The organism is Streptomyces sp. NPDC048523 (assembly GCF_043199815.1).
GTDB lineage: Bacteria > Actinomycetota > Actinomycetes > Streptomycetales > Streptomycetaceae > Streptomyces.
Window position 1 is genome coordinate 909923 of record NZ_JBICWQ010000003.1, and the last position, 24719, is coordinate 934641.

The 24719-nt window shown below is 68.2% G+C and carries 20 protein-coding genes and 2 pseudogenes; 9 read left to right on the forward strand and 13 right to left on the reverse strand.

Going from position 1 to position 24719, the window contains the following annotated elements:
• Positions 1 to 184 precede the first annotated feature (184 nt).
• Positions 185 to 4858: an RHS repeat-associated core domain-containing protein gene (locus ACGFWE_RS20045; RefSeq protein ID WP_393600604.1), complete on the reverse strand. Its 4674-nt coding sequence runs from the start codon at positions 4856 to 4858 to the stop codon at positions 185 to 187.
• A complete protein-coding gene (locus ACGFWE_RS20050; protein ID WP_393600605.1) occupies positions 4859 to 6265 on the reverse strand; it encodes a DNRLRE domain-containing protein in 1407 nt (468 codons plus the stop codon).
• A 405-nt stretch (positions 6266 to 6670) separates the two neighbouring features.
• Between ACGFWE_RS20050 and ACGFWE_RS20055 the strand changes: the two are divergent.
• A pseudogene (locus tag ACGFWE_RS20055) lies at positions 6671 to 6844 on the forward strand (aminoglycoside phosphotransferase family protein); the annotation flags it as partial.
• Between the two features lie 362 nt (positions 6845 to 7206).
• Here the strand turns inward: ACGFWE_RS20055 and ACGFWE_RS20060 are convergent.
• The 4 genes and pseudogenes from ACGFWE_RS20060 to ACGFWE_RS20075 all read right to left on the reverse strand — a co-directional run bounded on the left by ACGFWE_RS20060 (position 7207) and on the right by ACGFWE_RS20075 (position 11681).
• Entirely contained in the window at positions 7207 to 8901 is a 1695-nt protein-coding gene (locus tag ACGFWE_RS20060; RefSeq protein ID WP_393600606.1) for a relaxase/mobilization nuclease domain-containing protein, read from the reverse strand.
• Entirely contained in the window at positions 8891 to 9403 is a 513-nt protein-coding gene (locus ACGFWE_RS20065; protein ID WP_393600607.1) for a hypothetical protein, read from the reverse strand. Before ACGFWE_RS20065 ends, ACGFWE_RS20060 begins: the two co-directional genes overlap by 11 nt.
• A gap of 365 nt (positions 9404 to 9768) precedes the next feature.
• A pseudogene (locus ACGFWE_RS20070) lies at positions 9769 to 11069 on the reverse strand (DUF3631 domain-containing protein).
• Positions 11070 to 11486: 417 nt separating this feature from the next.
• Positions 11487 to 11681, reverse strand: coding sequence for a helix-turn-helix domain-containing protein (locus tag ACGFWE_RS20075; RefSeq protein ID WP_356028112.1), 195 nt, complete (start codon positions 11679 to 11681; stop codon positions 11487 to 11489).
• A 117-nt stretch (positions 11682 to 11798) separates the two neighbouring features.
• Here ACGFWE_RS20075 and ACGFWE_RS20080 point away from each other — a divergent pair, with 117 nt between their 5' ends.
• Both ACGFWE_RS20080 and ACGFWE_RS20085 read left to right on the forward strand, forming a co-directional pair.
• Entirely contained in the window at positions 11799 to 12302 is a 504-nt protein-coding gene (locus ACGFWE_RS20080; RefSeq protein WP_393600608.1) for a helix-turn-helix transcriptional regulator, read from the forward strand.
• Between the two features lie 20 nt (positions 12303 to 12322).
• Positions 12323 to 13477, forward strand: coding sequence for a tyrosine-type recombinase/integrase (locus ACGFWE_RS20085; protein WP_393600609.1), 1155 nt, complete (start codon positions 12323 to 12325; stop codon positions 13475 to 13477).
• A 7-nt stretch (positions 13478 to 13484) separates the two neighbouring features.
• Here the strand turns inward: ACGFWE_RS20085 and sodN are convergent, their stop codons facing one another.
• Positions 13485 to 13880, reverse strand: coding sequence for a superoxide dismutase, Ni (sodN, locus tag ACGFWE_RS20090; RefSeq protein WP_352390210.1), 396 nt, complete (start codon positions 13878 to 13880; stop codon positions 13485 to 13487).
• Positions 13881 to 14025: 145 nt separating this feature from the next.
• Here sodN and sodX point away from each other — a divergent pair, with 145 nt between their 5' ends.
• A complete protein-coding gene (gene sodX, locus ACGFWE_RS20095; RefSeq protein ID WP_352390381.1) occupies positions 14026 to 14463 on the forward strand; it encodes a nickel-type superoxide dismutase maturation protease in 438 nt (145 codons plus the stop codon).
• Here the strand turns inward: sodX and ACGFWE_RS20100 are convergent.
• Entirely contained in the window at positions 14367 to 14996 is a 630-nt protein-coding gene (locus tag ACGFWE_RS20100; protein WP_352390209.1) for a CGNR zinc finger domain-containing protein, read from the reverse strand. The two genes, sodX and ACGFWE_RS20100, sit on opposite strands and share 97 nt — an antisense overlap.
• Before the next feature lie 99 nt (positions 14997 to 15095).
• On the opposite strand from ACGFWE_RS20100, the gene ACGFWE_RS20105 reads away from it, so the two are divergent.
• Entirely contained in the window at positions 15096 to 15854 is a 759-nt protein-coding gene (locus ACGFWE_RS20105; protein ID WP_393600610.1) for a class I SAM-dependent methyltransferase, read from the forward strand.
• Between the two features lie 105 nt (positions 15855 to 15959).
• Here the strand turns inward: ACGFWE_RS20105 and ACGFWE_RS20110 are convergent, their stop codons facing one another.
• The 3 genes from ACGFWE_RS20110 to ACGFWE_RS20120 are packed head-to-tail and all read right to left on the reverse strand — an operon-like array spanning position 15960 to position 18655.
• Positions 15960 to 16721: an amino acid ABC transporter ATP-binding protein gene (locus tag ACGFWE_RS20110; RefSeq protein WP_352390207.1), complete on the reverse strand. Its 762-nt coding sequence runs from the start codon at positions 16719 to 16721 to the stop codon at positions 15960 to 15962.
• A complete protein-coding gene (locus ACGFWE_RS20115; protein ID WP_352390206.1) occupies positions 16718 to 17662 on the reverse strand; it encodes an amino acid ABC transporter permease in 945 nt (314 codons plus the stop codon). The genes ACGFWE_RS20110 and ACGFWE_RS20115 overlap by 4 nt, the downstream gene beginning before the upstream one ends.
• 30 nt (positions 17663 to 17692) lie before the next feature.
• Entirely contained in the window at positions 17693 to 18655 is a 963-nt protein-coding gene (locus tag ACGFWE_RS20120; RefSeq protein WP_352390205.1) for an ABC transporter substrate-binding protein, read from the reverse strand.
• 545 nt (positions 18656 to 19200) lie between these two features.
• Between ACGFWE_RS20120 and ACGFWE_RS20125 the strand changes: the two genes are divergently transcribed.
• The 4 genes from ACGFWE_RS20125 to ACGFWE_RS20140 all read left to right on the forward strand — a co-directional run bounded on the left by ACGFWE_RS20125 (position 19201) and on the right by ACGFWE_RS20140 (position 22598).
• Complete coding sequence (locus ACGFWE_RS20125; RefSeq protein WP_352390204.1) at positions 19201 to 20424, forward strand: NADP-dependent malic enzyme; 1224 nt, start codon at positions 19201 to 19203, stop codon at positions 20422 to 20424.
• A gap of 360 nt (positions 20425 to 20784) precedes the next feature.
• A complete protein-coding gene (locus tag ACGFWE_RS20130; protein WP_352390203.1) occupies positions 20785 to 21750 on the forward strand; it encodes a zinc-binding dehydrogenase in 966 nt (321 codons plus the stop codon).
• Between the two features lie 81 nt (positions 21751 to 21831).
• Positions 21832 to 22041, forward strand: coding sequence for a helix-turn-helix domain-containing protein (locus ACGFWE_RS20135; RefSeq protein WP_030038196.1), 210 nt, complete (start codon positions 21832 to 21834; stop codon positions 22039 to 22041).
• Positions 22041 to 22598 (forward strand): Clp protease N-terminal domain-containing protein, encoded by a 558-nt coding sequence (locus tag ACGFWE_RS20140; protein WP_352390202.1) that lies wholly within the window; start codon positions 22041 to 22043, stop codon positions 22596 to 22598. Before ACGFWE_RS20135 ends, ACGFWE_RS20140 begins: the two co-directional genes overlap by 1 nt.
• 44 nt (positions 22599 to 22642) lie before the next feature.
• Here ACGFWE_RS20140 and ACGFWE_RS20145 read toward each other — a convergent pair whose 3' ends face one another.
• Positions 22643 to 23719: a helix-turn-helix transcriptional regulator gene (locus ACGFWE_RS20145; RefSeq protein ID WP_352390201.1), complete on the reverse strand. Its 1077-nt coding sequence runs from the start codon at positions 23717 to 23719 to the stop codon at positions 22643 to 22645.
• 1 nt (position 23720) lies between these two features.
• Positions 23721 to 24683 carry a DUF4097 family beta strand repeat-containing protein gene (locus ACGFWE_RS20150; protein WP_352390200.1) on the reverse strand — a complete coding sequence of 321 codons (963 nt, stop codon included), beginning with the start codon at positions 24681 to 24683 and terminating at the stop codon, positions 23721 to 23723.
• Positions 24684 to 24719: the final 36 nt, after the last annotated feature.

Below are 24719 nucleotides of genomic sequence, written 5' to 3' on the forward strand. Positions count from 1 at the left end.
ACGCAGGATGTCTCCCACGTACGTCGCGCTTCCCGCCGCAAAGAGAGCAGCGAGGATCGATTCTCCTTGCATGGCCAGCCACAGGGTAAAACTGGCCAGCAGGATCGCCATCACGGCTTCACCAATGACTTGGATCTCGCCGCGTCTGAGATTTCTCAACTTCCCCTCCCTTCTGAGGAATCACTCAGCATCTGACTGCCCAAGCATTCCATGTGGCAAGCACGGTCCCCCTGACTGCGCCAGCGTATAGCTTGGTGCACTTCCTGCGGGACGCGGCGAAGGCCGATACGGCGGATATGTACCAGGCCACCGCCCGAACGGCTGCGATGACGTGCGCGTACCTCTTCGGCAGGTAGTCCTTGACGATGGACAGCATGGTGCCAACCACACCTCCGCCGATTGCCATGTCTCTTGTCTCACGCCTATTGAATTTTACGGTGATGTAGTAGACCGGGGAATACCAGGGACTCCACCACGACACTCGGAAGGCTCCGGTTAGGTCGGTGCATCCTGTGGGGTCTGCTGCGCAGTACTCGTAGGCGGTGGCGTTGCCGTTCGGAATGGGGTCGGCCGAGAGGAACCGCCCGGCGGTCGGGTCATAGAGGCGTACGCCCATGAGCATCGCACCGCTGGGTGTTTCGCTGGAGCGCTGTTTGCCGCCGAGCCAGCCGTAGCGGGTGGGGTCGGTGCCGGGCAGCAGGTTGCCGTACTCGTCGTAGGTGTTGACCACCGGGGTGGTGCTGTCGACGAGCGGGATCTGGGTGGCAACGTCTCCGTGCAGGTTGGTCAGTTGCAGGATGACGTCTCCGGTCGCGCCGGTTATAGCGATCAAGTCGCCTGTCAGGTCCTTCACGCTGCGGCTGATGCTGCCGTTGTTCGCTGCGGTCCAGTCCGGGCTGTCGCTGCCGTTGCCGTAGTGGTTGGTCAGGGTGGCGGAGTTGCTCCAGGTGCCGTCTTCTGCCTGTTCCTCCGTGGTCCAGGAAGCGAGGCGCCCGGCGGCGTCCAGATTCCAGGTGGTGCGCTTCGAGTTCGCTGTGCTCTGGCGAACCATGTCGTTGGCGTAGTAGGCGTACTGGGCCCCATTGGCCTGTTTGGTACGGCCGAAGGCGTCGTAGTCGATGCCTGTGCCGATCAGTCGGTCCGCTGTGTCGTAGGCGTAGTTGACGGTCTTCGTGTCGGCTGCTCCTCCATCGACGTCATCGATCGTGGTGGTCAGAGCCTTGCGGTTGGTGTTGTCGTCGAACGTGTACGCGCGGTGGGTGGTGACGCCGGCCTGTGAGTCGTCTACCCGGAGGAGACGGCCGGCCGCGTCGTTGGTCTGCTCCTGGTAAGCGCCGCCCCCGGTATAGGTGGTGCGGTTGGCGACCTGGCCGTGGATGTCTCGGCTGGTGGATTCGCCCTGGACAGTCCATCCGGATTCCCAGTGCCAGTAACGGGAGGTTTCGGTGCCCGTGGGGTCGAGGTTGAACTCGACGTCCATGTTCCACGGCAGCTTCTGCTTGTAGAGGCGGCCGTCGGAGTCGTAGGAGCCGGTGACGTCGCCGATGGTCCCCATAACGGAGTCATGGATTCGTGTGGGCATGCCCCCGAGGTCGTCGTAGTCGTAGGTGATTGTTGACGGCGCCGAGTCGGCCACCCGAACCTTGCGGTCGCGGCTGTCGTACTCGGTTCGGGTGGTGTTGCCCGCGCCGTCGTCGTAACTGATCTCCCGGCCGAGCAGGTCCATCGTGTGACGGATGGTGGCGGTGCCATCTGAGGCCGTCGCTACCCTGCCGTTGGCGGAGTCGTATGTAGTGGTTTGAGTAGCTATTGCTGTGCCCACGCCGCCGGTGATCTGGGTCTGCTTCGCGCGCCCCGCGTCATCGTAGGTGTGAACCGTCGTGCGGGTCACGCCGCTGGCAGTCTCGGTGATCTTGGCGGGGTTGCCCCATCGGTCGTACTCGATGGTGCTGGTGGGCAGTTCATCGGGGTTCGAACCGCCTCCGGTGATCTTGGCAGCCGGGCCCGTCGAGCAGACAAGGTCAGCCCATTCTGGGCGCCCCTCGCACGTTCCGGTTCCGGTACCGGACCAGTATCGTGTGGTGGTCGCGCCAGCATCGGAGCCGTTGGACTTCGGCGTCGTCGTCTTGGCGATGCGGCCTTGGGTGTCGTAGCTCATCGACGAGGTGAGCTTCAGCCCGTTGGGGTCCACCACGGCGGAGGTCGGCAGCCCCTTCACCCAGTCGTAGACGGTTGCCGCAGTGCGGGTGTCGCCGTCGGTCGGGTAGCCGTCGATCACAGCTCCGACGGTTGTGCTCGTGACCTGGTCAGACACCGTGGCGGTGCCGTCGGTGGGCCGGCCTTCGTCGTATCGGATGCTGGTGTGCGCCCGAGCCGCGACCTGAACTCCGGCCGGGAGATCGGGGCTGTCCGCGTCGCCCTGGAGAGCCTTTGTCAGGGTGACGAGGTGCAGCGGACCGTACTCCTCGAGCTTGCGCGTGCCGTCGGCGGAGAACACCGAGACGGTACCGAGCTGGCGGGCGCGTTCAGCCGGGGAGGCGGCGAGGATGCCGAGTTCGCTTTGGGTGGTGACCTGGTAGTCGGCGGTGCCCAGTGCCAGCTCACGGTTGGTGGCCAGCAGCTCGAAGGTGGTGTTGCCGAATCGGTCGTACTGCGCCACGGTCAGGTGCCTGCCCGGCAGGCCGGTGTTGACGGACCTTCCCGAGGCGTTGGTGTAGGTGATGGTGGCCTTGTCGTAGTCGGTTGCTCCCAGATCACCTCCGGTGTGCGAGGAAGGAACCTGGTCGGCGGGGAAGACGGCGGTGGCGTCCGTGGGCGCGTCCGTCTGGCTCCACTTCGCGGCCTCGCCAGGGGAAACCTGGTTGGGGGCCTTGTCACCGGACAGCGGCACGTCGTAGACGAGGGAGGTGATGGCCTTGTTGCCGTCCTGCTCGTCCTTGGTGCCGGCTTTGAGCGTGGGGCGGGAGACCGCCAGCAGCATGCCGTCGCCAGATACTGCGTTGGAACCGGCCTTGCCGTACTCGAACGTGTATGGCAGTTCGCCGGGTGGGGTGAGGGTGAGCACGCGGCCGGCGCTGTCGTAGGTGTATGTGGTCTTCAGCGCGGGGGAGATGCGCGGGTCCCATTGTTCGCGCAGGCGGCTCTGGCTGTCGTAGCCGTACTGGGAGACGGCCGTTGCGGTGGAGGTCGATGCCCCCGGAACAGTGGTCCAGAGTCGGATCCCTGAGACCTGTCCCGCCACGTTGCCGAGCGAAGTACCGCTGGCTGTGGTCGTGGTGGCGTACTGGTACTCCAGGATCCGGCAGCCCTTAGTCGACGGTGTCGCGGCGCACGTGGCTGCAGGCACCGCCGAGGACGGTGCGATGACGTACTTGGGACGGGCTAGGGTCTTGCCGTCCACGGTGACCTTCTCCGAGATCACGGTCGTGGTCGAGTTGTCCGTGGGCAGGAAGGTCCGGGACAACTGCCAGGCAGTGGCGGCCGAGTCCACCTTGGTGAACACGGACGTGGCACCCTTTGTGTCCTTCAGTGTGAAGGAGCCTGTCAGCGTGCCGGTCAGTGCCAGGCCCTCCGCGCCTGTCTCAGGCTTCCAACCGCCACCCGTGGTCGCGGTGAATCCGAGTTCCGCGCCTTCCACGTCCACTACGGCCACCGAGGTGGCCGAGGTCGTGCGCACATATGCCCAGTCGCTCTCGGAGAGTTTGGCCAGGGTGCCCGCGGTCCACTGCGGCCCGAAGATGGCCACCTGCCCCTCCTGCTGAGAGCCGTAGGCGGGGCGGCGGGAGGAGAAGGAACGCGTAGCGGTCAGGTCGAAGCCGGAGGCGTCGGTGGCTGACAGTCCGAGGTCGCCGGTGAGCGTGTTGACGCTGCCAAGTTCGAGGTCCTCGCTGGGGGCCTCACCCGCGTTGCGGTCCACCGTGATCGTGGTGGGCGGGGACGTGTCACTGGTACTTCCATCCGTGAAGACCGAGCGCACATCCACTGGACCGTCTTCGCTCAGGGTGTCAGTGACGTTCCAGGTCAACGCTTCGGCATCCCCGCCGGCGACCTTCGCGGGCCAGGCAGAGAGAGTCGAGCCGTCCGCCTTGCGGCGCACATCCTTGACGGGAACGTCCTTCCAGGTGTCCGTTTCGCCGCGGCGGTACTGGTAGCGGACCCCGGTGTCGCTGGTCTTGCCCTGGCCGGTCAGCTCGGTGCGGCGTGCGGGACGGTCTCCGTCCCCAGGGGTGAGCAGCGCGGCGCCGGACCCTGCGTAGAAGGTGTACCCCGTATCCACCGAGACGTTTCCGGCTGCGTCCTTGGTCCGCGCGGTCAAGACGTGCTTGCCGGCGCGGAAGACGGGCTTCTGAGTGACAGCGGTACCGGTCGTGGCAGCCGACTGCCAGGTGCCTGAGTCCAGCTTCCACTGGACTTCCTTCACATCGCTGGTCGGCGGCGTGAAAGTGAACGTGCCGGCGAAGTCCCCATTGCTGTCTGGCGTACCGGACCACTGGCCGGCCGGGAACGCGGTGGAGGACACCGTTGTCGTGGCGGGTGCCGTGGTATCGACAGTGAGCGCGCGGAAGGCGGAGTAGGCGCTGTTCGCAGAACCGTCCGAGGAACGCGCACGCCACTTGTAACTGCCCGCCGGCAGGGCTGCGGGCTTCCAGGAGGCTTGCGCACCCGAGGCCACATAGGCGCTAGAGCCCGTACGCAGCGCGGAGGTTCCGTTGGAGGCCCATACCTCGAAGTCGAACTTGACCTGTGAACCGTCGCCATCCAGAGCCTTCGCTGACAGCGTGGGCGTGGTGACGTTCGTGGCGGCCGCGGCTGCGGGGGATATCAGCGTCGGGACGCCGGGGATCGAGTTGTAAGTCACCTACAGGTAGGGGGTGTTGCTGGCGGCGTTGCCCGAGTTGAACCGCTTCCATCCATAGGGATCGGACTCGTCGGAAGCACGCAGGCCCAAGTGGTTGGTGGCGTTGCCGTTGGCGGCCCACGCCTGCACCAACGAGGTTGCGTCTACATTGACCCAGCCGTCGTTGCATGAACTTGAGAAACCCTTGGTCTGCGTGCTGGTGGCGTACTTGGTGCCCCAGCTCGGCTGGTCCGTCCAGCGGGCGCTCGTCGAGGCAGCCCCCGTGCTGTACAGGTCCCAGCCCTTGGCCGTGCACGACCAGGAGTGGTACTCGAACAGGTTGAGCTTCGCGGCGCTGATCTGCTTCCCGCTGATGTTCTTCATCGGGAAGGACAGGAAGGAACGGGCAACCTGACTCGACCCGTTGTTGCCGATCTTCAGTTCGGTGGCGGTGGACTGGTCCGTGGTGTAGCCCTGCTGAACGAACGTGTCAAAGCTGGCCCCGACGTTGATCGACGGATCGATTGTGACCGGGAACTGGGTCTTGTCGTCGGCCAGGAACTCGGCGTCCGGCGTCAGGGTGATCGTGATCGTGTCGCCGTCCTGGGCCACCTTCACGCCGACCTTCGCGGTGCGGGTGTGCTCACCGGAGTTCTTGTCGACGGGGGCGTCCCACATCACCGGCGACGGCAAAACCCCCGCGGCCTTGCCCTTCGAGTCGGTGAAGGTGATCGATCCGTCTTCGTGCGCCTTGGCCTTCAGTCCTTTGGCCTGCAAGCTGTAGGAAACCTGGCCATTGGCGTCGACGGCGGAACGATCCTTCAGCTCCAGGAACTGCTCGTAACCGGTCCGCGTTGACTCGATGAGCATGTCGGTCGCCGGCATCACGTTCTTGTACCGGGCGACCGTGTCCCCAGCGCCTTCAATCATGGGCGCAGGCAAAGACCCGTACCAGCCGAGCTGCATCTGCCGACCCGTACGATCGTCCAACGTCACCAGCGGCACACCCTCCGAGGCGTTTGCCGCCCCGGTCGCCTTCAGTCCCTTCGGGGCAGCCTTCTTGCCTGCAAGGGTCAGCCCGTGAGGATGCCCTTTCGCCCTGATCGACCCGTCCTTGGACAAAGTCAACGAAAGATCGACGGCGTGCCACTCGCCGTCGTCTCCGTGGAAGCGGATCGGGCCGGCATACATCTCGGTCGTGACCGTGCCATCGGCGTTCACGTAGGTGGTCGACGTCTCCGAGCGGGCGTCAGTGACCTCGATCCGGCGGTTCTGAATCTTGGCCTTGAGCCGCGCAGCCGCCTCGGAAGCGGCAGTCGCTGGTCCCAAGTTCTTGGGCTTCCCCGGCGCCTTCGCAGTCTCAGCCTCGCTCGACAGCGCGACGGCCGTACCGGTGGACTCGATGAGCACGGCCGCCTGCACGGCCATCAGAAGCGTCAGCGCCAGGGCAACGGGCCGCAGATTCTGCTTGGAGGGCAGCGGTCGGAACGGTTGGACAGAGTCCGTGGGTCTGTGCCGCGTACCTCTATGAAAGACGGGTGACATGTGAAGTCCTCACTGGTGCAGACGCTCTGCACCGGCTGGTGATCTTCACACAGCGATCACGACGTGTCATTACCCTTTCATGACTACGGCCTAAACAAATGCATTCCTTACGACAGGCTGTTTACTCCCCAAATCGTGCACCATCAGACCCCAGCCGCCTTTACTCGCAAGATTAGAAACCGGGCATAGATGCTCAAAATGTCAACAGTTGAACCGTCATGTAGCGGGTGAGATTTCGCCAAATCCGCCAACAAGATGAGGCGTGTTTCATCCCATATGCTCCACTTGGCCGCCGAGGCCCGCTCGGCGGGTACTACAACGGCGCCCTTCGGCTGGGTGCACTCCGAATTCCACCCCCACCAGCCTCCACATCGGCCGACACGGCTGGAGCTCCTGGACTTCGCCCGCGCCTTCACCGGCCCCGGCCTGCTCGACCTCGCCAGCTGGCACGGCACCCTCGACACAACCAGATGGTGACCGGGTCGTCGGCGCTGCGGCCGGTAGGGACGATCAACGCCGCCCACGGCCCCATGCTCATGGAAGTGATTCGTACCGGCATGGTCGTGGACACCTTGGCCAGTGCCCTCCATCACTACCTCACCGGGGGATCCCAGGTGTCGTTGGACGGCTGGAAGACATCCTGATCCCCGTGCCGGGCTGCGGGCTGAGCACCTGACCGAAGCCCGAGCGTGGGCCTGGCGGCTGCTCGCCGTGCGGACTGGTGCACCCGCTGCTCCGAGCGGAACCGAAACAGCCTGACGCGAAGCCGTGGCAGAACAGTCGATGCCCCCGCCGCGCCGCATGGCGAGGGCATCTGACCGGGATCAGTGGCGACGACCACGTTTTTCGGGCGTCATGTTCACTGGTGTGGCCGGAGGATGTGGAGCGGCGGACACGGACGACGTGCCGCTGACGGTGCTCCGCCTACCTGCTGCCTGAGCGCGCCTGTTCGGTTGAGCGGTGATGCGCCAGTTGAGGACTTCGGTGGGATGCTCGGCACTGTCGAGTTCCCGCCGGGCGCCGACCTCGGACAGGAGGCGCCGCGGGTTGTGGCCGGCGGTCTCGGCGCGGGCGAGGGTCGTGGTCAGGGCTGGCCAGGCGGGATCGGCGAGGACGCGGTCGGCCTGGTCGGGGTGTACTGCGCGCAGATCCTGCTCGAAGCGGCTGGCGGTTGTGGCGCGCGGTGCGCGACGGGCGAGATCCGCCAAGACGGGCTGGGCGGCCTGCTGGTAACCGGCCTGCAGGTGGCGGAGAGCTTCTTCGGCCGCTGCGGCTTGCTGCTCGTGACCCCGCTGCTCATGCCACGTGGCGGCGGCGCGGGCCACGTGGAGCGCGGCGACGATCAGGGCAATGGCGAGTCCGCCCGGATCGTGTGTGGCGTAGGCGAGTTCCTTGGCGGCTTCCCGCAGGGCGGTGGCAGCCCGATGATCGGCTCGGATCGCCGAGCGACGGGCGCGGTTGAACGCCCTTGCCGCAGCTTGTAGTTCTGCCCGGTGTGCGCCCTGGGTGGCGAGGGCCAGGTTGTGGAGGGCGTCGCCGAAGGCATCCAGGTGGCCCTGGGCCACGGCGTCGTCGCCCGAGTCGAGGACGGTGTGGGTGTGGCGGATGGCGGTTTCGGCGCGGTGCCACGGTTCGGCCGGGTCCGCCAGCGGCTCGGGGCGGTCGGCCAGGTCCTGGGCGGGGAGACGTTCGCGCAGGCGGTTGTAGGACAGGTCGGGGGCGAGCTTCGAGCCGCCGTACCAGACCGGCTCGCCGCTGGTCGTGTCGCCGGGCGCGGCCAGGCTGTAGCCGGTCACCTCGCCGGTCTCGGGGCCGATGCGTGGCCTGACCTGGATGCCGAGGGAGCGCAGCACGGTGAAGTACTCGTCGATGCTGCGTACGGCGGCGGCGACCGCGTATGCCTGCTCGCGCAGCCACTCCCGTGCGGCCTGCTCCCGGCCCTGGCGCTCGGCCTTGGCCCGCTCGGCGCCGGTGGGGGTGCGCGGGGCGGTGAGATCGCCGGACTTCAGGCGGCGCAGCCCGAACTCGGCCTCGATCTTGCGGCATTCCCGCTGGGCCCGCCAGCCGTCCCGGTTCGTACGGGGGCGGCGGCCGTCGGCCCGAACGGTGGTCGCGAGGATGTGGATGTGGTCGTCGGCGTGCCGTACTGCGATCCACCGGCACGCCTTCTCGTCCCCCTCGGGAGCGATGCCCGTGGCAGCTACGACCCGGCGGGCGACTTCGGCCCATTCGCTGTCGGTGAGGTAGCGGTCGCCGGGCGCGGTGCGCACGGGGCAGTGCCACACGTGCTGCTGTGGCTTCTCACCGCCCAGTTCACGGGTGCGCAGGTCGACGTGATGGTCCAGGCGCCGAGTCAACTGGGTGTACGTAGCCTCGGGGTTGCGGCCGGGGTCCGGGGCGCCAGCCATGTCCCAGGCGGCCACGATGTGCGGATCGGTGTGCTCGTCGCGCCGCCCCTTGCCGAACAGGTAGTTGATCAGGCCGAGTGTGCTGGAGCCGGTGGAGACGTCAGGCATCATGCGGGATTCCCTCCGTCAGGAGCCGGTCGATGAGCTGGTAGCTGTTCTCGGCTGCCTGCTCGACGAAGGCCAGCACGGCCTCGGCGTGCTCGGGAACAGTTCCGCAGTGGATGGCCCCAGTGATCTGGTTGAGGTTGTTGCCGGTGCGGTTAAGCGCGACCGTGTGAGCCTCGATGGCTTCGATCAGCGGGCGTATGGGATCGTCCTCCGGGCTACCGACCAGACCTGCCTTGCCCAGGGCGACAGCCAGAGCGGCGTCGCCGACGAACCCTGCGAACTTCTGTCCACGCCGCTCGGCTTCCTCGGTGATGATCCGGACCGCGGTCGGGGTGAAGCGGACGGTCTTCTCCTGGTCGCGCTTCTCGGTGGTGCGCTTGCGGTTCATCAGCGCGGGGAGCGTCGGGGCTTCGGGTTCGCGCCAGGAAGGCTGCTCGATAGGCGGGGGTGTGTCGGCGGGCGGCTCGACGGGGGAGGACGCGGGGTCGGCGACGGGTGTGGTCATCTCCTTTCCCGGCTCGTGCGCCCGCTGGCGCCCGGCCTCCTCCTCCGCCACCCCTGGGGCGGGGGCAAGCGCGGACGAAGCCTCGTTAGAGGCTCGTTCGCTCCAGCTTGCTGCTGTTCGTCGGGCCAGGCCGAACAGTCCCCTGTGGCGGCTGCTGTGGGCGCGGTTGTCGTGCATGGTGGTGCTCCGATGGCGTGTAGGCGGGGCGGCGTCGCGGTCCGTCGCGTCCGTCGCACGCCTGGTCGGCACAGGTACGGACACGGGCGGAGGTACGGAGAGATCCGTATCGGCCAGGAAATCCGTCCCCGCGCTGACCTGCGCGGGGACGGATGCGACGGAGTGCGCCGGGCCCCGCGGAAGGTGGGTTAGCGGGCGCGCTTGGGTCCTGCGGCGCCGCCGGGCGGGCCGACAGGCAGGGTTCCCGTCGCAGTGGCGGGCGGCAGGCCCTTGGCCGGAGGTACGGGGGCGCCCTTCTGCATGGGCAGGGCGGCCGGTTGGGCGGTGTCGGGGCAGTAGCGAATCCAGGCATCGAGGAACCGGTTGCGCATGTACGCCTTGGCCTGCCTGCCCTCCTCGAAGCGGTAGTTGGCCGGGCTGATGTTGAAGTCCCGCAGCAGATTGGCCAGGTGGTAGGCGTTCAGGCCCTTGGTGCGTACTCCGCCCAAGGCGCTTCCGCATCCACGGTGAGTTCATGGACCAGGTCATGGGTGCGTAGGGCCTCGGGGTTGTCCCGCTCAGCGAAGACGCGGCGGATGTCCCGCAGCAGCCGCGTCTTCAGGCTGCTCTGCTCGTCCTGGACGACTTCGTTGCGGGTCATCGCCACGCAGGCTGCCCGAGCACTCGCGGGCCAATGACCACCGCCCATGTCGGCGACGATGACCAGGGGCTCCCAGGTGTCCGCAGCTCGGTCCTCGACCGGCATCGTCGGCACCAGGCGGGCAGCGGTGGCATGCAGTGGGGTCAGCCATGCAGCCAGCTTGTCCCGCAGCGCGTTCAGTTCCGGTACGGCGTAGCGCGAGCGGAACGGGGTGACCTTCTCGCCCGGCTTGCGCTTTTGCATCCGCAGCACGACCGCCCGGTCCATGATCGTGTCGGGCAGGTCGCCGATCGCGGCCAGTGCTGCCATCGCGAAGGTCGGATACGGGGTCGGCTTGTGCTCCGGACCGGAGATGCGCCAGGCGGGCCGGTTGCGTTGGTGTCCGGCGTTCAGCAGGCCGCGCAACTCCTCGTTCTCTCCGGCCTTGGGGCCGAATATGGTGTCGGCCTCGTCCACCAGGATCGTGCGCGGGACCTTGCCGATGACCCGGAAGAGCACCGCCGTGGACATGTTCACCGTCATGATCGGCTTGTGGACGGTCTCGTGGAGCACGTCCAGGACGCGGGACTTGCCGCACCCCTTGGTCGGCCCGACCACTGCCAGGCGAGGAGCGTGCTGCAGCGCGGGCTGGATGTGGGTGGCCGCCACCCACAGCGTGACCGCGTTCAACGCCTCCTCGCTCGGCAGCACCACGTACTTGGTGATCGCCGCCCGCAACTCGTCCAGCAGCGCGGCACCGTCAGCAGCCGACGCGGTGTCGGAGCCTTTGTGGTCTCCGGAGCCCGACCCGTCATCGGGGACCGGGGCGTCATGCTGCACGGTCCCCTCCACGGGACCGTCGGTCCCCATCGACCGGCGGGGACCGCGATCACGGTCCCCATTGCGGTCCCCTGGTGCAACTTCCGTGTCTTGGGGACCGGTCCCCGTTGTCACGTCGCTGGCCTGCACGTTTCCGCCGGATGCAGATATCGGGACGACGGCTTGCGGGGACGGGGACCCGGGCACATCGCGGCGTCGGTCCCCGCGGTGCCAGGGGATGCCCTGGCCGGGGACCGCAGCGGGAGGCCAGGCGGTGGTCAGGGATGTGTTCGTGGTGTTGGGGGACGTAGAGTCCTCCATAGACGTTCCTCTCCGGTGGGGGTAGGGCGGGCAAGGCCCCACCCCTCACCAGCTCGTTCGTTCAGGGATGGGCGATCAGTTGGGGAATCTCCGGCCCTCGGCGTTGGCGCGTCGAGGGCCGTTGTCGTGTTCGGGTCTTCCGGCAGCTCAGGAAGCCAGACCCCACTCGTCTCGGCCGTCGGCCAGCGTGCGCTCGTACCGGAGCAGCTCGGCCTCGGGGTACAGCACCCGCTTGCCGATCTTGATGCCGCGCGGGCCTTTGCCGATCTGGCGCCAGTAGCGGACGGTGCTCTCGGCCGTGCGGTAGCGCTCGGCGACCTCGGCGGTGGTCAGGTATCGCATGCTTTCCAATTCGACTAGGCAGCAATCCGTTCTGTATAAAGTGTCGATGATCGCCGGTTAGCCAAATCGCATAGGGTGTGTTTCAATATGGATAGGGATGGTCATGCTGGAGGTGTGATGACAGGCGACAAGCGCGACGGCGGTGAAGTGCCGCTGCTCTACAGCGAAGGCAACATCGCCGGGCGGGTGGCACTGGAGCGTGAGGTCAGAGGGTGGAGTACGACCGAACTCGCAGACCGGGTGTCCAAGGCCGGCGTCAAGATGAACCAGACCGCGGTCTGGCGCATCGAGAACAGCACCCCTCGTCGCCGCATCAACGTCGACGAGGCGCTCGCCTTCGCCCGCGTCTTCGAACTGCCCCTCGAAGAGCTGATGTCCCCGCCCCTGGAGGGGCTGGACCTCGACAGTAGACGGCTCGTCCAGGAAGCCGTCGAGGCGTACTACGAGACCCGCGACGCCGAAGACCGCCTGCATCGCGCCGTCGTAGGCATCGCCGAGCACGTCCAGGCCCGCCCCGACAGCACACGGGCCATCCACGAACAGTGCCTTCGTCTCATGGGCGACGAGCGCGACGCCCGCACCCTCACCGACTACATCGAGGGCGGCGGCTACCACCGATAACCAACCAAGGGAGAAGCCACTTGGCGAACATCCAGAAGCGCCCCAACGGCAAATGGCGTGCCCGCTACCGCGACCTCGACGGCAAGGAGCACGCCCGCCACTTCGACCGCAAGCTCGACGCCCAGCGCTGGCTCGACGAGGTCACGACCAGCATCGTCATGGGTCAGTACGTCGACCCCCGCGCCGGACGGACCACGTTCGAGACGTACGCGAAGAAGTGGGAGCAGTCGCTCATCGCCAGCGAGGCGGGCGAGCGCATCACCGACAACGCGCTCCGGCTCCACCTGGTCCCGGCGCTCGGCTCCCGCGCCATGGCGGCGATACGCCGCAACGACCTCCAGGTGCTCTTCAAGAGCCTGTCGGAACAGCTCGGGCCCGGAAGCGTGCGCAACGTCTACGACGTCCTCGTACGCCTCATGACCGCGGCCGTCGAGGACAAGGTCATCGCGTCCAGCCCGTGCCGCCGCATCACTCTCCCGCCCATGCCGGACGAGGAGGTCACCCCGCCCACGGTCGCGCAGGTCGAGGCCATGGCCCGCGTGATGCCACCGTACATCCGCGCGGCGATCGTCATGCTCGCCGGATCAGGATTGCGCATAGGCGAGTTGCTCGGCCTCAAGATCTCGGACGTCGACTTCAAGGCCGGCACCATCCGCGTCGAGCGGCAGCGCCTCCAATCCGGGAAGATCGGGCCGCCGAAGACCGCCAAGTCCCGGCGTACCGTCCCGGTAGGCGAGGTCGTCACCGATGTGCTGCTCGCGCACCTCGCCGCACGCCCCTCCAAGGAGTGGCTGTTCACGATGGAGGAGGGCGAACCGCTCAGCTACCGTCGCTGGAAGACGGAGTGGAACTGCGCCCGCAGGACGCTCCAAGCGGCGGAGAACGAGGCGGCCGAACGCGAGGGCCGCAAGCCCGTCGAGCTGCCACACATGGTGACCCACGACCTGCGCCACTTCTACGCCTCCGCCCTCATCGCCGGCGGAGCGAGCGTCAAGCAGGTCCAGCTGGTCCTCGGCCATGCGTCCGCCGTCATCACGCTGCGGATCTACGCGCACCTGTGGCCGGGCGAAGAAGACCGCACCCGGACCGTCATGGACGCCGTTCTCGGCGGCCTGCGGACCGGGTGCGGACAGGTAGGCGATGCGACCCGCGAAACCGCAGGTCAGATGGCCTAGCCATAGATCAAGCCTTCTTGGTCTCCCAGAAGATCTTGTCGATCTGGGCGATGTAGTCCAGAGCCTTCTGACCGGTGGCCGGGTCGGTCGACGCCTTGGCGGCCGAGAGGGCCTTGAGGGTGTCGTTGACCAGCTGGTGCAGCTCCGGGTACTTCTCGAAGTGCGGGGGCTTGAAGTAGTCGCTCCAGAGCACGGAAACGTGGTGCTTCGCGAGCTCGGCGCGCTGCTCCTTGATGATCGTGGCACGCGACTGGAAGTGCGGGTCGTCGTTGGCGGCCATCTTCTCCTGCACGGCCTTCACCGACTCCGCCTCGATGCGGGCCTGGGCCGGGTCGTACACACCGCAGGGCAGGTCGCAGTGTGCGCTGACCTTGACCTTGGGGGCAAACAGGCGGGAAAGCATGGAGCATTCCTTCCTCGTGATCGTCTTCTCAGGTGCGACATTACTCCCTGGGAGAGGCGAATTCGCGGGTGCCCCCATGGGCTTAGGACAAAAGTCCGGGGTCAGACTGAGACTGGTGGATGAACGTACCGGGGAGGTGCCGGGGATGCCGGAGCTGTCGCAGGAGACCGAGCGGGAGAGGTCGTTGCTGCCCTTCGTGGGGGTGGCCGAGGTGACCGGGCCGTCGATGGTGCCCACGCTCCAGCACGGCGACCAGCTGGTCGTGCACTGGGGGGCCAGGATCGTCCCCGGCGACATCGTGGTCCTGCGGCATCCGTTCCAGCAGGACCTGCTCGTCGTCAAGCGGGCCGTCGAGCGGCGCGAGGGCGGCTGGTGGGTGCTCGGGGACAACGCGTTCGCGGGCGGCGACAGCACGGACTACGGCGTCGTCCCGGAGGAACTCGTCCTGGGGAAGGCCCGGTTGCGTTACCGGCCCCTCAAGCCGGGTCAGCGCTCGCCGCTGGCCGCCGCGCGCTGGGCGCTGTCCGCCGTACGGCCCGTCTTCCCCGACCGGTCGGCCTCCAGGCGTTTGCGGGCCCGGTAGGCGGCCACGTTGGCGCGGGTGGCGCAGCGGTCGGAGCAGTAGCGCCGGGAGCGGTTCGTCGAGGTGTCGAGGTAGGCGTTGCGGCAGGGCGCGGCCTCGCACAGGCCCAGGCGGTCCACGCCGTACTCGGTGAGGTGGAACGCCAGGCCCATCGCCGCGATCGCCGCGTACCCGGCGGTGGCGTTGGACGGGTGGTCCGCCAGGTGCATGTGCCACAGCGGGCGGCCGTCGTCGTCGCGGAAGTCGTGCCCGGAGATCTGCGGGCTCACCGGGAACTCCAGCAGGAGCGAGTTCAGCAGGTCCACCGCGAGCGTCTCGTCGCCCTGGTCCGCCGCCTCGAAGACCGACCGCAGCCGGGCCCGCACCGAACGGAACCTCGTGACGTCGGCATCGGTGGCCCGGCGGGCGCCCGTGCCGTTGCCGCCGAACAGGTCGCGGACGGCCTCCACCGAGGTCAGGGTGTCCTTGCCGCGGGCCGGGTCCTCGCTGTTGACCAGACGCACGGCGTAGTCCGAGTAATAGGCCAGTTCCACTTGTAGTCCTTACGGAGGCGTTCTATCGTCGTGGCACGGTCGGGTAACAGCTGATCGTGCTTCCAGGGTATTACGACAGTGAGCGGACAGGGGGCTCCCATGACGACTGGTGTCGGCACCGACTGGCAGGCCTGGCAGGAGAGCTGGGACCGGCAGCAGGAGTGGTACATGCCGGACCGCGAGGAGCGGTTCCGGGTCATGCTCGACATGGTCGAGGCCCTCGTCGGACCCCGGCCACGCGTGCTCGACCTCGCGTGCGGCACGGGAAGTATCACGGCCAGGCTGCTCGCCCGGTTCCCGGAGGCCACCAGCACCGGCCTCGACCTCGACCCGGCGCTCCTCACCATCGCCGAGGGCACGTTCGCGGACGACGAGCGGGTGACCCTCGCGACGGCCGACCTCAAGGACCCCGACTGGCCGGCGAAGCTGCCGTACGACTCCTACGACGCCGTCCTGACCGCCACGGCCCTGCACTGGCTGCACAGCGAACCCCTCGCGGCCCTCTACGGGCAGATCGCCGGACTCGTCCGCGACGGCGGTGTCTTCATGAACGCCGACCACATGATCGACGAGACCACACCCCGCATCAACGCGGCCGAACGCGCCCATCGCCACGCGCACATGGACCGGGCCAAGCGCGACGGCGCCCTCGACTGGGCCGAGTGGTGGCAGGTCGCCGCCGAGGACCCCGTCCTCGCCGGACCGACGGCGCGCCGCTTCGAGATCTACGGCGAGCACGCCGACGGGGACATGCCGTCCGCGGCGTGGCACGCACGCGTGCTGCGCGAGAAGGGCTTCGGGGAGGCCCGGCCGGTGTGGTGCTCGCCCTCGGACACGCTGCTGCTCGCGCTCAAGTAGGCGCGCCTGCGGCCCTGCGCCCATGCGGCCCTGCGCCCATGCGAAAGGGGCGGTACGGGAATCCCGCACCGCCCCTTCGTCGTCGTACCGCTCAAGAGCTTTCGATCAGAGGACCTTCGACAAGAAGGCCTGGGTGCGCTCGTGCTGAGGGTTCGTCAGGACCTCGCGAGGGTCGCCGGACTCGACGACCACGCCGCCGTCCATGAAGACCAGGCTGTCGCCGACCTCGCGGGCGAAGCCCATCTCGTGGGTGACGACGACCATCGTCATGCCGGACTCGGCGAGGTCGCGCATGACGTCGAGGACGTCACCGACCAGCTCCGGGTCCAGGGCCGAGGTCGGCTCGTCGAAGAGCATCAGCTTCGGGTCCATCGCCAGCGCCCGGGCGATGGCCACCCGCTGCTGCTGGCCGCCGGAGAGCTGGGCGGGGTAGGACCCTGCCTTGTCGGCCAGGCCGACCTTCTCCAGCAGCTCCCGCGCGCGCTCCCGGGCCTGGGCCCGGCTGGTGCCCTTGACCTGGACCGGCGCCTCCATGACGTTCTCGGCGGCCGTCATGTGCGGGAACAGGTTGAACCGCTGGAACACCATGCCGATGTCCCGGCGCTGGAGCGCGACCTCGCTGTCCTTGAGCTCATACAGCTTGTCCGCCTTCTGGCGGTAGCCGACCAGCTCGCCGTCGACGTAGAGCCGGCCGGCGTTGATCTTCTCCAGGTGGTTGATGCACCGCAGGAAGGTCGACTTGCCGGAGCCCGAGGGGCCGATGAGGCAGAACACCTCGCCCTGCTTCACTTCCAGGTCGATGCCCTTGAGGACCTCGACCAGACCGTAGGACTTGTGGACGCTCTCGGCCCTGACCATGGCCGTCATACTGCCGCACCCCCTTCGCTCCGGAGCGACAGCAGGTTCGCCCTGATCTTCTGGAACGGCGTCGGCGGCAGGTTCCGCGACGAACCGCGGGCGAAACGGCGCTCCAAGTAGTACTGGAAGACGCTGAACACGCTGGTCATGACCAGGTACCAGATGGACGCCACGAACAGCATCTCCATCACGGCGTACGAGGTCGAGCCGATCGTCGAGGTGGCGCGCAGCAGTTCGTTGTACGTCACCGCGTACACCAGCGACGAGGTCTTCAGCATGTTGATGAACTCGTTGCCCGTCGGCGGCACGATCACCCGCATCGCCTGCGGGATCACGATCCGGCGCAGGGTCTTGCCGTGGCTCATGCCGAGCGCGTGCGCGGCCTCCGTCTGGCCCTCGTCGACGGCCATCAGACCGGCGCGGCAGATCTCCGCCATGTACGCGGCCTCGTTGAGACCCAGGCCCAGCAGGGCGCACATGAACGGGGTCATCACGTCCGTCATCTCGTCCTTGTAGATCGGACCGAGATTCAGCATCGGGAAGATCAGCGCCAGGTTGAACCAGAGGAGGAGCTGGACGTAGACCGGGGTCCCGCGGAAGAACCAGATGTAGAACCAGGCCACCCAGCTCGTCACCGGGTTCTTGGAGAGCCGCATCACGGCCAGCACGACGCCGAGGACCACGCCCACGATCATCGCGAGGACGCTGATCAGCAGGGTGCGGCCGGCACCGGCGAGGACCGTGGAGTCGAACAGCTTGTCGCCGACCGCGCTCCACTGGATCTTCTCGGCGGTGGCGAACGCGTTGACCAGCAGGGCCACCAGCGCCAGCACGATGACCGCGCTGACGTAGCGGCCGTAGTGGCGGACCGGGATGGCCTTGATGGTCTCGGGGGCGGGGGAGGTGTGCGGCGGTGTGTCCGCCGGCCCCTTGTCGATCTTGTCAGTCACCGTGACTGCCCTTCAGTGGTACGGGGTCCGTCACTTGCCGCCGTTGACCGCGGCCTTGTCCACGGCGCCGGTCTGGGCGCCCCACTTGTCCAGGACCTTCTTGTACGTGCCGTCCTGGATGATGGCGTTCACGGCGGCCTCCAGGGCGCTCGTGAGCTCCTTGTTCTCCTTGTTCACAGCGATGCCGAACGGACCTGCGTCCACCTGCTCGCCTACGACCTCGAAGGCGTTGCCGCCATCGGCCTTGCGGGCGAGGTCGACGGCGACCGGGTAGTCGTTGACGCCCGCGACCGCGCCGCCCGACTTCACCCGGGTCTGGGCCTCGGTGTCGTTGTCGAACGACTCGATCGTCATCTTCTTCTTGCCGGCCTCGGTGCACGCCTTGGACTGCTTCTGCAGGGCCTGCTCGTAGGTCGTGCCGCGCTGCACGGCGACCTTCTGGCCGCAGAGGTCCTCGATCGAGCCGATCTTCTTCGGGTTGCCCTTCTGGACGTAGATGGCGGTGCCGGCCGTGAAGTAGTCGACGAAGTCGACACCCGGGCCGAGCTTCTTGCCCTTGTCGTCCAGACCCTCCTGGCGCGCCTTGGTGTCCGTGATGGAGGACATGGCGACGTCGTAGCGCCCGGAGTTCAGGGAGCTGATCAGGCCGTCGAAGGAGCCCGAGGTGAACTGGAACTCCACGCCCAGCTGCTTGCCCAGCGCGGCGGCGATGTCGGGGTCGACGCCGACGATCTTGCCGCCCTCCTGGTACTCCATGGGGGCGTACTCGGCGTTGGTGCCGACCTTGATGACACCGGCCTTCTGGATCTTCGCGGGCAGCTTGTCGAACAGCGGGGCCTTGCTGGACGACGCCGACTCGTTGCTGCTGCTGCCGCCGCTGTCCGTCTGGTCACCGCAGCCGGTGAGAAGCAGGGCGCCAGCGACCGCGATCGCACCTACCGCGGCTGTCCTGGTGCGCGCGACGGTCGTACGACGGGTGGAGCTTGCGGTCATGGTGGGTTCCTCCGGCGGATGGGTGGAGTTGCCGATGGGCGGGGCGGCTGCCGATCGGTTCGGCAGCGCTGCCTTCATTCCTCAGGTCGACGAGAGCACACGCCTTCGAGTGTCGCGACCTCGTGTGATGACGGCATCTTGCCATTCGGACTGGACCATTCAGGACGCCGGTCATGTCAAAATCGGATAACGGGTGACCCCCGAACCGCACCATGTCCGTACATCGCGACCGGACCATCTGCGGGAATCTGGCATTCCGGCCGGAAGATCTTCGGTGTGCGCGGTCGCTCGAGCGCCTCTCCAGTGATCGATGATCGATTTTCCGTTCGGGCATGTGACCTTGGACGTATTGGACTCGTCCTCGACGCCGGTCGTCCGGTAAGAAGGTTCTTTACACCCCTCATCCGGGGCTCAGGGCGCGTGTGCGGCGCGCCCGTCGCGTACCGGCCCGTACGCATCAGTGACCAGGGCCGTACGCGGTGCCCGCCCACTTCTCAACCAGGAGTGGCCACCCTCAGACCAGAAGACCTAAGGGGTAAGACAAAGTGGCAGCGGAGATCGTCAATCCTCGCAGCGACAGCGATACGGGACAGGACGGAGGGGCGGAGCCCCTCGATTCCTTCGACCCCGCGTTCGCGCTGCACCGCGGCGGCAAAATGGCTGTGCAGGCCACCGTGCCGATCCGTGACAAGGACGACCTGTCCCTCGCGTACACGCCCGGCGTGGCGAAGGTGTGCAGCGCCATCGCCGAGCAGCCGGACCTCGTCCACGACTACACGTGGAAGTCGTCGGTCGTCGCCGTCGTGACGGACGGTACGGCCGTGCTGGGGCTCGGTGACATCGGGCCCGAAGCCTCCCTCCCGGTGATGGAGGGCAAGGCGATCCTGTTCAAGCAGTTCGGCGGGGTGGACGCGGTTCCGCTCGCGCTGGCCTGCACCGACGTCGACGAGATCATCGAGACCGTGGTCCGTCTCGCCCCGTCCTTCGGCGGCGTGAACCTCGAGGACATCTCGGCTCCCCGCTGCTTCGAGATCGAGCGGCGGCTGCAGGAGCGGCTCGACATTCCCGTCTTCCACGACGACCAGCACGGTACGGCCGTGGTGACGCTGGCGGCGCTGCGGAACGCGGCGCGGCTGAGCGGGCGGTCGATCGGAGATCTTCGTGCGGTGATCTCCGGTGCGGGCGCGGCGGGCGTGGCCATCGCCAAGATGCTTGTCGAGGCGGGCATCGGGGACGTGGCCGTCGCCGACCGCAAGGGTGTCGTGTCCGCCGACCGGGACGACCTCACGTCCGTGAAGCGGGAGCTTGCCGGGTTCACGAACAAGGCGGGTCTGTCCGGGTCCCTGGAGGACGCGCTGGCGGGCGCGGACGTCTTCATCGGCGTGTCCGGCGGGACGGTGGCGGAAGCGGCCGTGGCCTCCATGGCCTCCGGTGCCTTCGTCTTCGCCATGGCCAACCCGGATCCGGAGGTGCACCCGGAGGTCGCGCACAAGTACGCGGCCGTGGTGGCGACCGGGCGGTCGGACTTCCCGAACCAGATCAACAACGTGCTGGCGTTTCCGGGGATCTTCGCGGGGGCGCTGCAGGTGCGGGCCTCGCGGATCACCGAGGGCATGAAGATCGCGGCGGCCGAGGCGCTGGCGGCGGTCGTCGGTGACGATCTGGCGGCGGACTATGTGATCCCGTCCCCGTTCGACGAGCGGGTGGCACCGGCGGTCACGGCGGCGGTTGCGGCGGCGGCGCGGGCGGAGGGTGTTGCTCGGCGCTGAGTGGTGTTTTCGGCGTGAGGTGGTCCCGTCCGGGGTGTTTCCGGGCGGGGCCGTTTCTTTGCCGTGGGGTGGGGCCGATTGGGTGGCGGGCGGCGGTGCGGGTGGGTGGGTGCGGGTTCGGTGGGGGCGGGCGTTGTGCGCAGTTCCCCGCGCCCCTGAGTGCCTGCGGCGTCCTGTTGCGGTTCGGTCGGTGACTGGAGCCCCTCAGGGGCGCGGGGAACTGCGCGACCAGCCCCCACCGGCCCGCACTCGCCCGACAGCCTCACCCGGCACCCCCATACGCGCCCCGTTCCGCAACAGGGCATGTGTCACAACGTGTTCCTGTTCCCCGTGCCGGCGGCGGACCCTATCGTCAAGGTCATGTTCGCTGTCTATGCCGCCCGAATCGACCGCGACAACCCGCTCTCGGGACTGGAGTTGGGGGAGCGTCCGGCCCCCGAAGCCCGGCCGGGTTGGAGCGTCGTCGATGTCAAGGCCGCTTCCCTCAATCACCATGACCTCTGGTCCCTGCGCGGCGTAGGCCTCGCAGAGGACAAGCTTCCGATGATCCTCGGCTGTGACGCCGCCGGTGTCGACGAGGACGGCAACGAGGTCGTCCTGCACTCCGTCATCGGGCAGAGCGGGCACGGGGTCGGCCCCGAGGAGCCGCGGTCCATCCTCACCGAGCGCTACCAGGGGACGTTCGCCGAGCAGGTGGCCGTGCCGACCTGGAACGTTCTGCCCAAGCCGAAGGAGCTGTCCTTCGCGGAGGCCGCCTGTCTGCCCACCGCCTGGCTGACGGCGTACCGGATGCTGTTCACGAATGCCGGGGTGCGGCCCGGTGACTCCGTGCTCGTGCAGGGCGCGGGAGGCGGTGTCGCCACGGCCGCGATCGTGCTGGGGAAGGCGGCGGGACTGCGGGTGTTCGCCACCAGCCGGGACGAGGCCAGGCGCAAGCGTGCGGTGGAGCTCGGAGCCCTGGAGGCCGTGGAGTCGGGTGCCCGGCTGCCGGAACGGGTCGATGCCGTCATCGAGACCGTGGGCGCGGCCACGTGGTCGCACTCGGTCAAGTCGCTGAAGCCGGGGGGCACGATCGTCATCTCCGGTGCCACGAGCGGCGACCGCCCCTCGCACGCCGAACTGACCCGGATCTTCTTCCTGGAGCTCAAGGTCGTGGGGTCGACCATGGGGACCAAGGACGAGCTGGAGGACCTGCTGGCGTTCTGCGCGGCCACCGGTGTGCGGCCCGTCATCGACGAGGTGCTGCCCATGGACCGCGCCCGTGAGGGCTTCCAGCGGGTGGAGTCCGGTGAGCAGTTCGGGAAGGTCGTGCTCACCAACGGCTGATCCCTTCCGTTCGCCGAGTCCGTTCGCCGAGGTTGTCAACTGTGGTTGACATGCCGAAGTGTGTCAACCATAGTTGACGTCATGACCGAAGCAACGGATCTCGCCGAGCGTGCCGGTGATCGCGATCCCCGGGTCGGACTGCGTGCCGTCGCCGCGCTGCGCAGGCTGCTGGAGCAGCTGGAGGCGGTGCAGGTGCGCAGTGCGCGCCATCAGGGCTGGTCGTGGCAGGAGATCGCCGCGGAACTCGGCGTGAGCAGGCAGGCCGTGCACAAGAAGTACGGGAGGCATTGATGTTCGAGCGGTTCACGAAGGATGCCCGGGCAGTTGTCGAGGGCGCGGTCGAACATGCCGAGGGGGCAGGGGCCGTGGACGACGGGCATCTGCTGCTCGCCCTGCTGGACCGGGAGGGCAGTCGCGGCTCCTTCGCCCTGGCCGCTCTCGGGCTCGCCGAGCGCGGGGACGCCGTACGGGAGGCGCTGGGCGAGGCCCGGCGGCGGGCCGGGCTGTCCCAGGCGGACGCCGAGGCACTTGCCGGGCTCGGTATCGACGTCTCGGAGATCGTTGCCCGCGTGGAGGAGGTGCACGGGGTCGGGGCGATGTCCGGCGACCGGAAGGGCAAGGGGTGGCGGTCCGGGCGGCATTCCTTCGGGCGGAGCGCCAAGGAGATCCTGGAGAAGGCGCTGCGTATCGCCGTGGCCCGGCGGGACCGGCATATCGGCGACGAGCACATTCTGTTGGCGCTGACGGTACGGCCGGGGGTGCCGGGGGAAGTGCTCGCCGATCACGGGGTGACCTACGAGTCGGTCGTGCGCGTCCTCTACGGCGAGGGAGAGGCGAAGGCCGGCTGAGCCCCGCCGGGCGCCGATGTCGGAGACGGCGGCGCCCGGCCGGTTCACACCTTCGGTGCCCGCAGCAGTGCCCCGATGTGGGCCGCCGCCGTCGACAGATGGCGGCGCGCGTCGTGGAACTGGTCGGCCGTGATCCCGTGGTCGCGGGCCGCGTCACGGATGTCGTCGCGGAAGCGGTCGAGGAGGCGGTCCAGATCGCGGGCCGGGTCCCCGGTGGAGTCCTCGTGGGCCCAGGAGGGCTCGTACTCGGCGGGGAAGTCCTCCGGGGTGTGCGAGTACTCGGGGCCGGACGGTGTCCCCTCGGCCTTCTCGGACCTCGCGCGGCCCCGGCCGAAGCCGAAGTCCTTCCCGAACTCCTTGCCGTAGTCCTTCCCGAACTCGCCGAACTCCTTGGCCAGTTCGGTCAGGCCCTCGCGCACCCCGGTCGGCCAGTCGCCGCGCGCGAAGTGGTCCTGCACCTGCTCCTGCACCCGCCGGGCGATGCGCTGCACCTCCTCCTGTGCCTGCTCCCGGGCCCGGTCCTGGGCCTCCTTGGCCTGGCGGCGGGCCCGCTGGGCCTCCTCGCGGGCGCGGCGGCTCTCGTCCTTGGCGCGCCGGGCCTGTTCCTTCCACTCCTGCTTGACGCGGCGCATCTCCTCCTTGGCGGCGCGCCACGCCTCGTGGTCGGTGTACTCCGTGAAGTCCCCGAAGGGGCCCTCGTGTTCGCCGGTGCCCGCCTTGGTGCCACCGCCTCGCCGGGCCTCGGTGGCGGCCGCCCGTACCTCGCGCCGCAGATCACCCGCCGCGCCCCGCACATCGGCGCGGATCTCGGCGGCGAGCTCGGCGACCGACTCGCGGATCTCCAGTTCCAGGTCGGCCAGTTCACCGCTGCGGTCGGCCAGCTCGGCGCGGCCCGCGTCCGTGATGGCGTACACCTTGCGGCCGCCCTCGGTGGTGTGGGTGACCAGGCCCTCCGTCTCCAGCTTGGCCAGCCGGGGGTAGACGGTGCCCGCCGAGGGGGCGTACAGGCCCTGGAAGCGCTCCTCCAGGAGCCGGATCACCTCGTAGCCGTGGCGCGGGGCCTCGTCCAGGAGCTTCAGCAGGTAGAGGCGGAGGCGGCCGTGGGCGAAGACGGGGGGCATGTCAGAGCACCTTCTTGTCGGTCGTGCCGTCGGCCGGGGCGCCGGGTGAGGAGTCGCCGTCCGGGCCGGAAACGGAATTGTCCCCCGAGTCGCTCTGTGCGCCGTCCGCCGGGGAGTCCGTCACCGGAGCCTGCGCCTCCCATGGCTCCTCCTCGTCCTCCCGGGGTGGGCGGCGCAGGAGGGCGATGGAGCCCGAGACGGTGGTCGCGCGGAGCTTGCCGGTGCCGGCGCCGAGGCGGCCGGTGACCTTGTGGGCGCCCCACTGGCCGTGCACGCGCAGGCCGTCGAAGGCGTTGGAGATCGTCCCGCTCGCGGTGTTGGCCTCCACCTCCGCGTCCGCGGGCTGGGGGAGCCGGATGGCGATCTCACCCGAGACACTGGTCAGCCGGACGTCGGTCGGGCCCTCCGGGTCCAGGTCGACGATCATCGAGCCGCTGACCGAGTCGGCCCGCACGGAGGGGCCGGAACCCTCCACGACGGTGAGATCACCGGAGACCGAGTTGAAGCGCAGGTCGCCGGTGACGGCCTGGGCCTCCAGATTCCCGGAGACGGTGTCGGCGCGGACGGAGCCCGACAGTCCCACGAGGGTCGTGTCGCCGTTGACCCCCTTCACCACCGACGGGCCGCGCAGCCCGGACACGACGGCGGCGGCGCTGACCACTCCCACCTCGACGCGGGTGTCGGCCGGCACGGCCAGCGAGACGACCGCGCTGCGCCGCCAGCCCTTGCGGTCGAGCCACTTGAGGAAGCCCTTCCAGGGCAGGTCCTCGTAGGCCACCGTGAGGGTGCCGCCCTCTTGCGTGACGACGAGAGGAGGTCCCTCGATCTCGGACACCTCCAGGCGTGCGGAACCTTCGTCCGTGCCCACCACGTTCACCGTTCCGTTGACGGTGCGTACGTGGAGTTCGCGTACGGGCTCGTCGAAGGTGAGCTTCCTGGGCTCCGTGACGGACCACTCGGGCATGGTGCAGACCTCCCCGTAGCAACGCGCCATATCGCG

Coding starts and splice junctions, on each gene's coding strand:
- ACGFWE_RS20050 (WP_393600605.1), bottom strand. CDS start 6,265: ATGGCCGTGCAGGCGGCCGTGCTCATCGAGTCCACCGGTACGGCCGTC.
- ACGFWE_RS20060 (WP_393600606.1), bottom strand. CDS start 8,901: ATGATGCCTGACGTCTCCACCGGCTCCAGCACACTCGGCCTGATCAAC.
- ACGFWE_RS20065 (WP_393600607.1), bottom strand. CDS start 9,403: ATGACCACACCCGTCGCCGACCCCGCGTCCTCCCCCGTCGAGCCGCCC.
- ACGFWE_RS20075 (WP_356028112.1), bottom strand. CDS start 11,681: ATGCGATACCTGACCACCGCCGAGGTCGCCGAGCGCTACCGCACGGCC.
- ACGFWE_RS20080 (WP_393600608.1), top strand. CDS start 11,799: ATGACAGGCGACAAGCGCGACGGCGGTGAAGTGCCGCTGCTCTACAGC.
- sodN (WP_352390210.1), bottom strand. CDS start 13,880: ATGCTTTCCCGCCTGTTTGCCCCCAAGGTCAAGGTCAGCGCACACTGC.
- sodX (WP_352390381.1), top strand. CDS start 14,026: ATGCCGGAGCTGTCGCAGGAGACCGAGCGGGAGAGGTCGTTGCTGCCC.
- ACGFWE_RS20105 (WP_393600610.1), top strand. CDS start 15,096: ATGACGACTGGTGTCGGCACCGACTGGCAGGCCTGGCAGGAGAGCTGG.
- ACGFWE_RS20110 (WP_352390207.1), bottom strand. CDS start 16,721: ATGACGGCCATGGTCAGGGCCGAGAGCGTCCACAAGTCCTACGGTCTG.
- ACGFWE_RS20120 (WP_352390205.1), bottom strand. CDS start 18,655: ATGACCGCAAGCTCCACCCGTCGTACGACCGTCGCGCGCACCAGGACA.
- ACGFWE_RS20130 (WP_352390203.1), top strand. CDS start 20,785: ATGTTCGCTGTCTATGCCGCCCGAATCGACCGCGACAACCCGCTCTCG.
- ACGFWE_RS20135 (WP_030038196.1), top strand. CDS start 21,832: ATGACCGAAGCAACGGATCTCGCCGAGCGTGCCGGTGATCGCGATCCC.
- ACGFWE_RS20140 (WP_352390202.1), top strand. CDS start 22,041: ATGTTCGAGCGGTTCACGAAGGATGCCCGGGCAGTTGTCGAGGGCGCG.
- ACGFWE_RS20145 (WP_352390201.1), bottom strand. CDS start 23,719: ATGCCCCCCGTCTTCGCCCACGGCCGCCTCCGCCTCTACCTGCTGAAG.
- ACGFWE_RS20150 (WP_352390200.1), bottom strand. CDS start 24,683: ATGCCCGAGTGGTCCGTCACGGAGCCCAGGAAGCTCACCTTCGACGAG.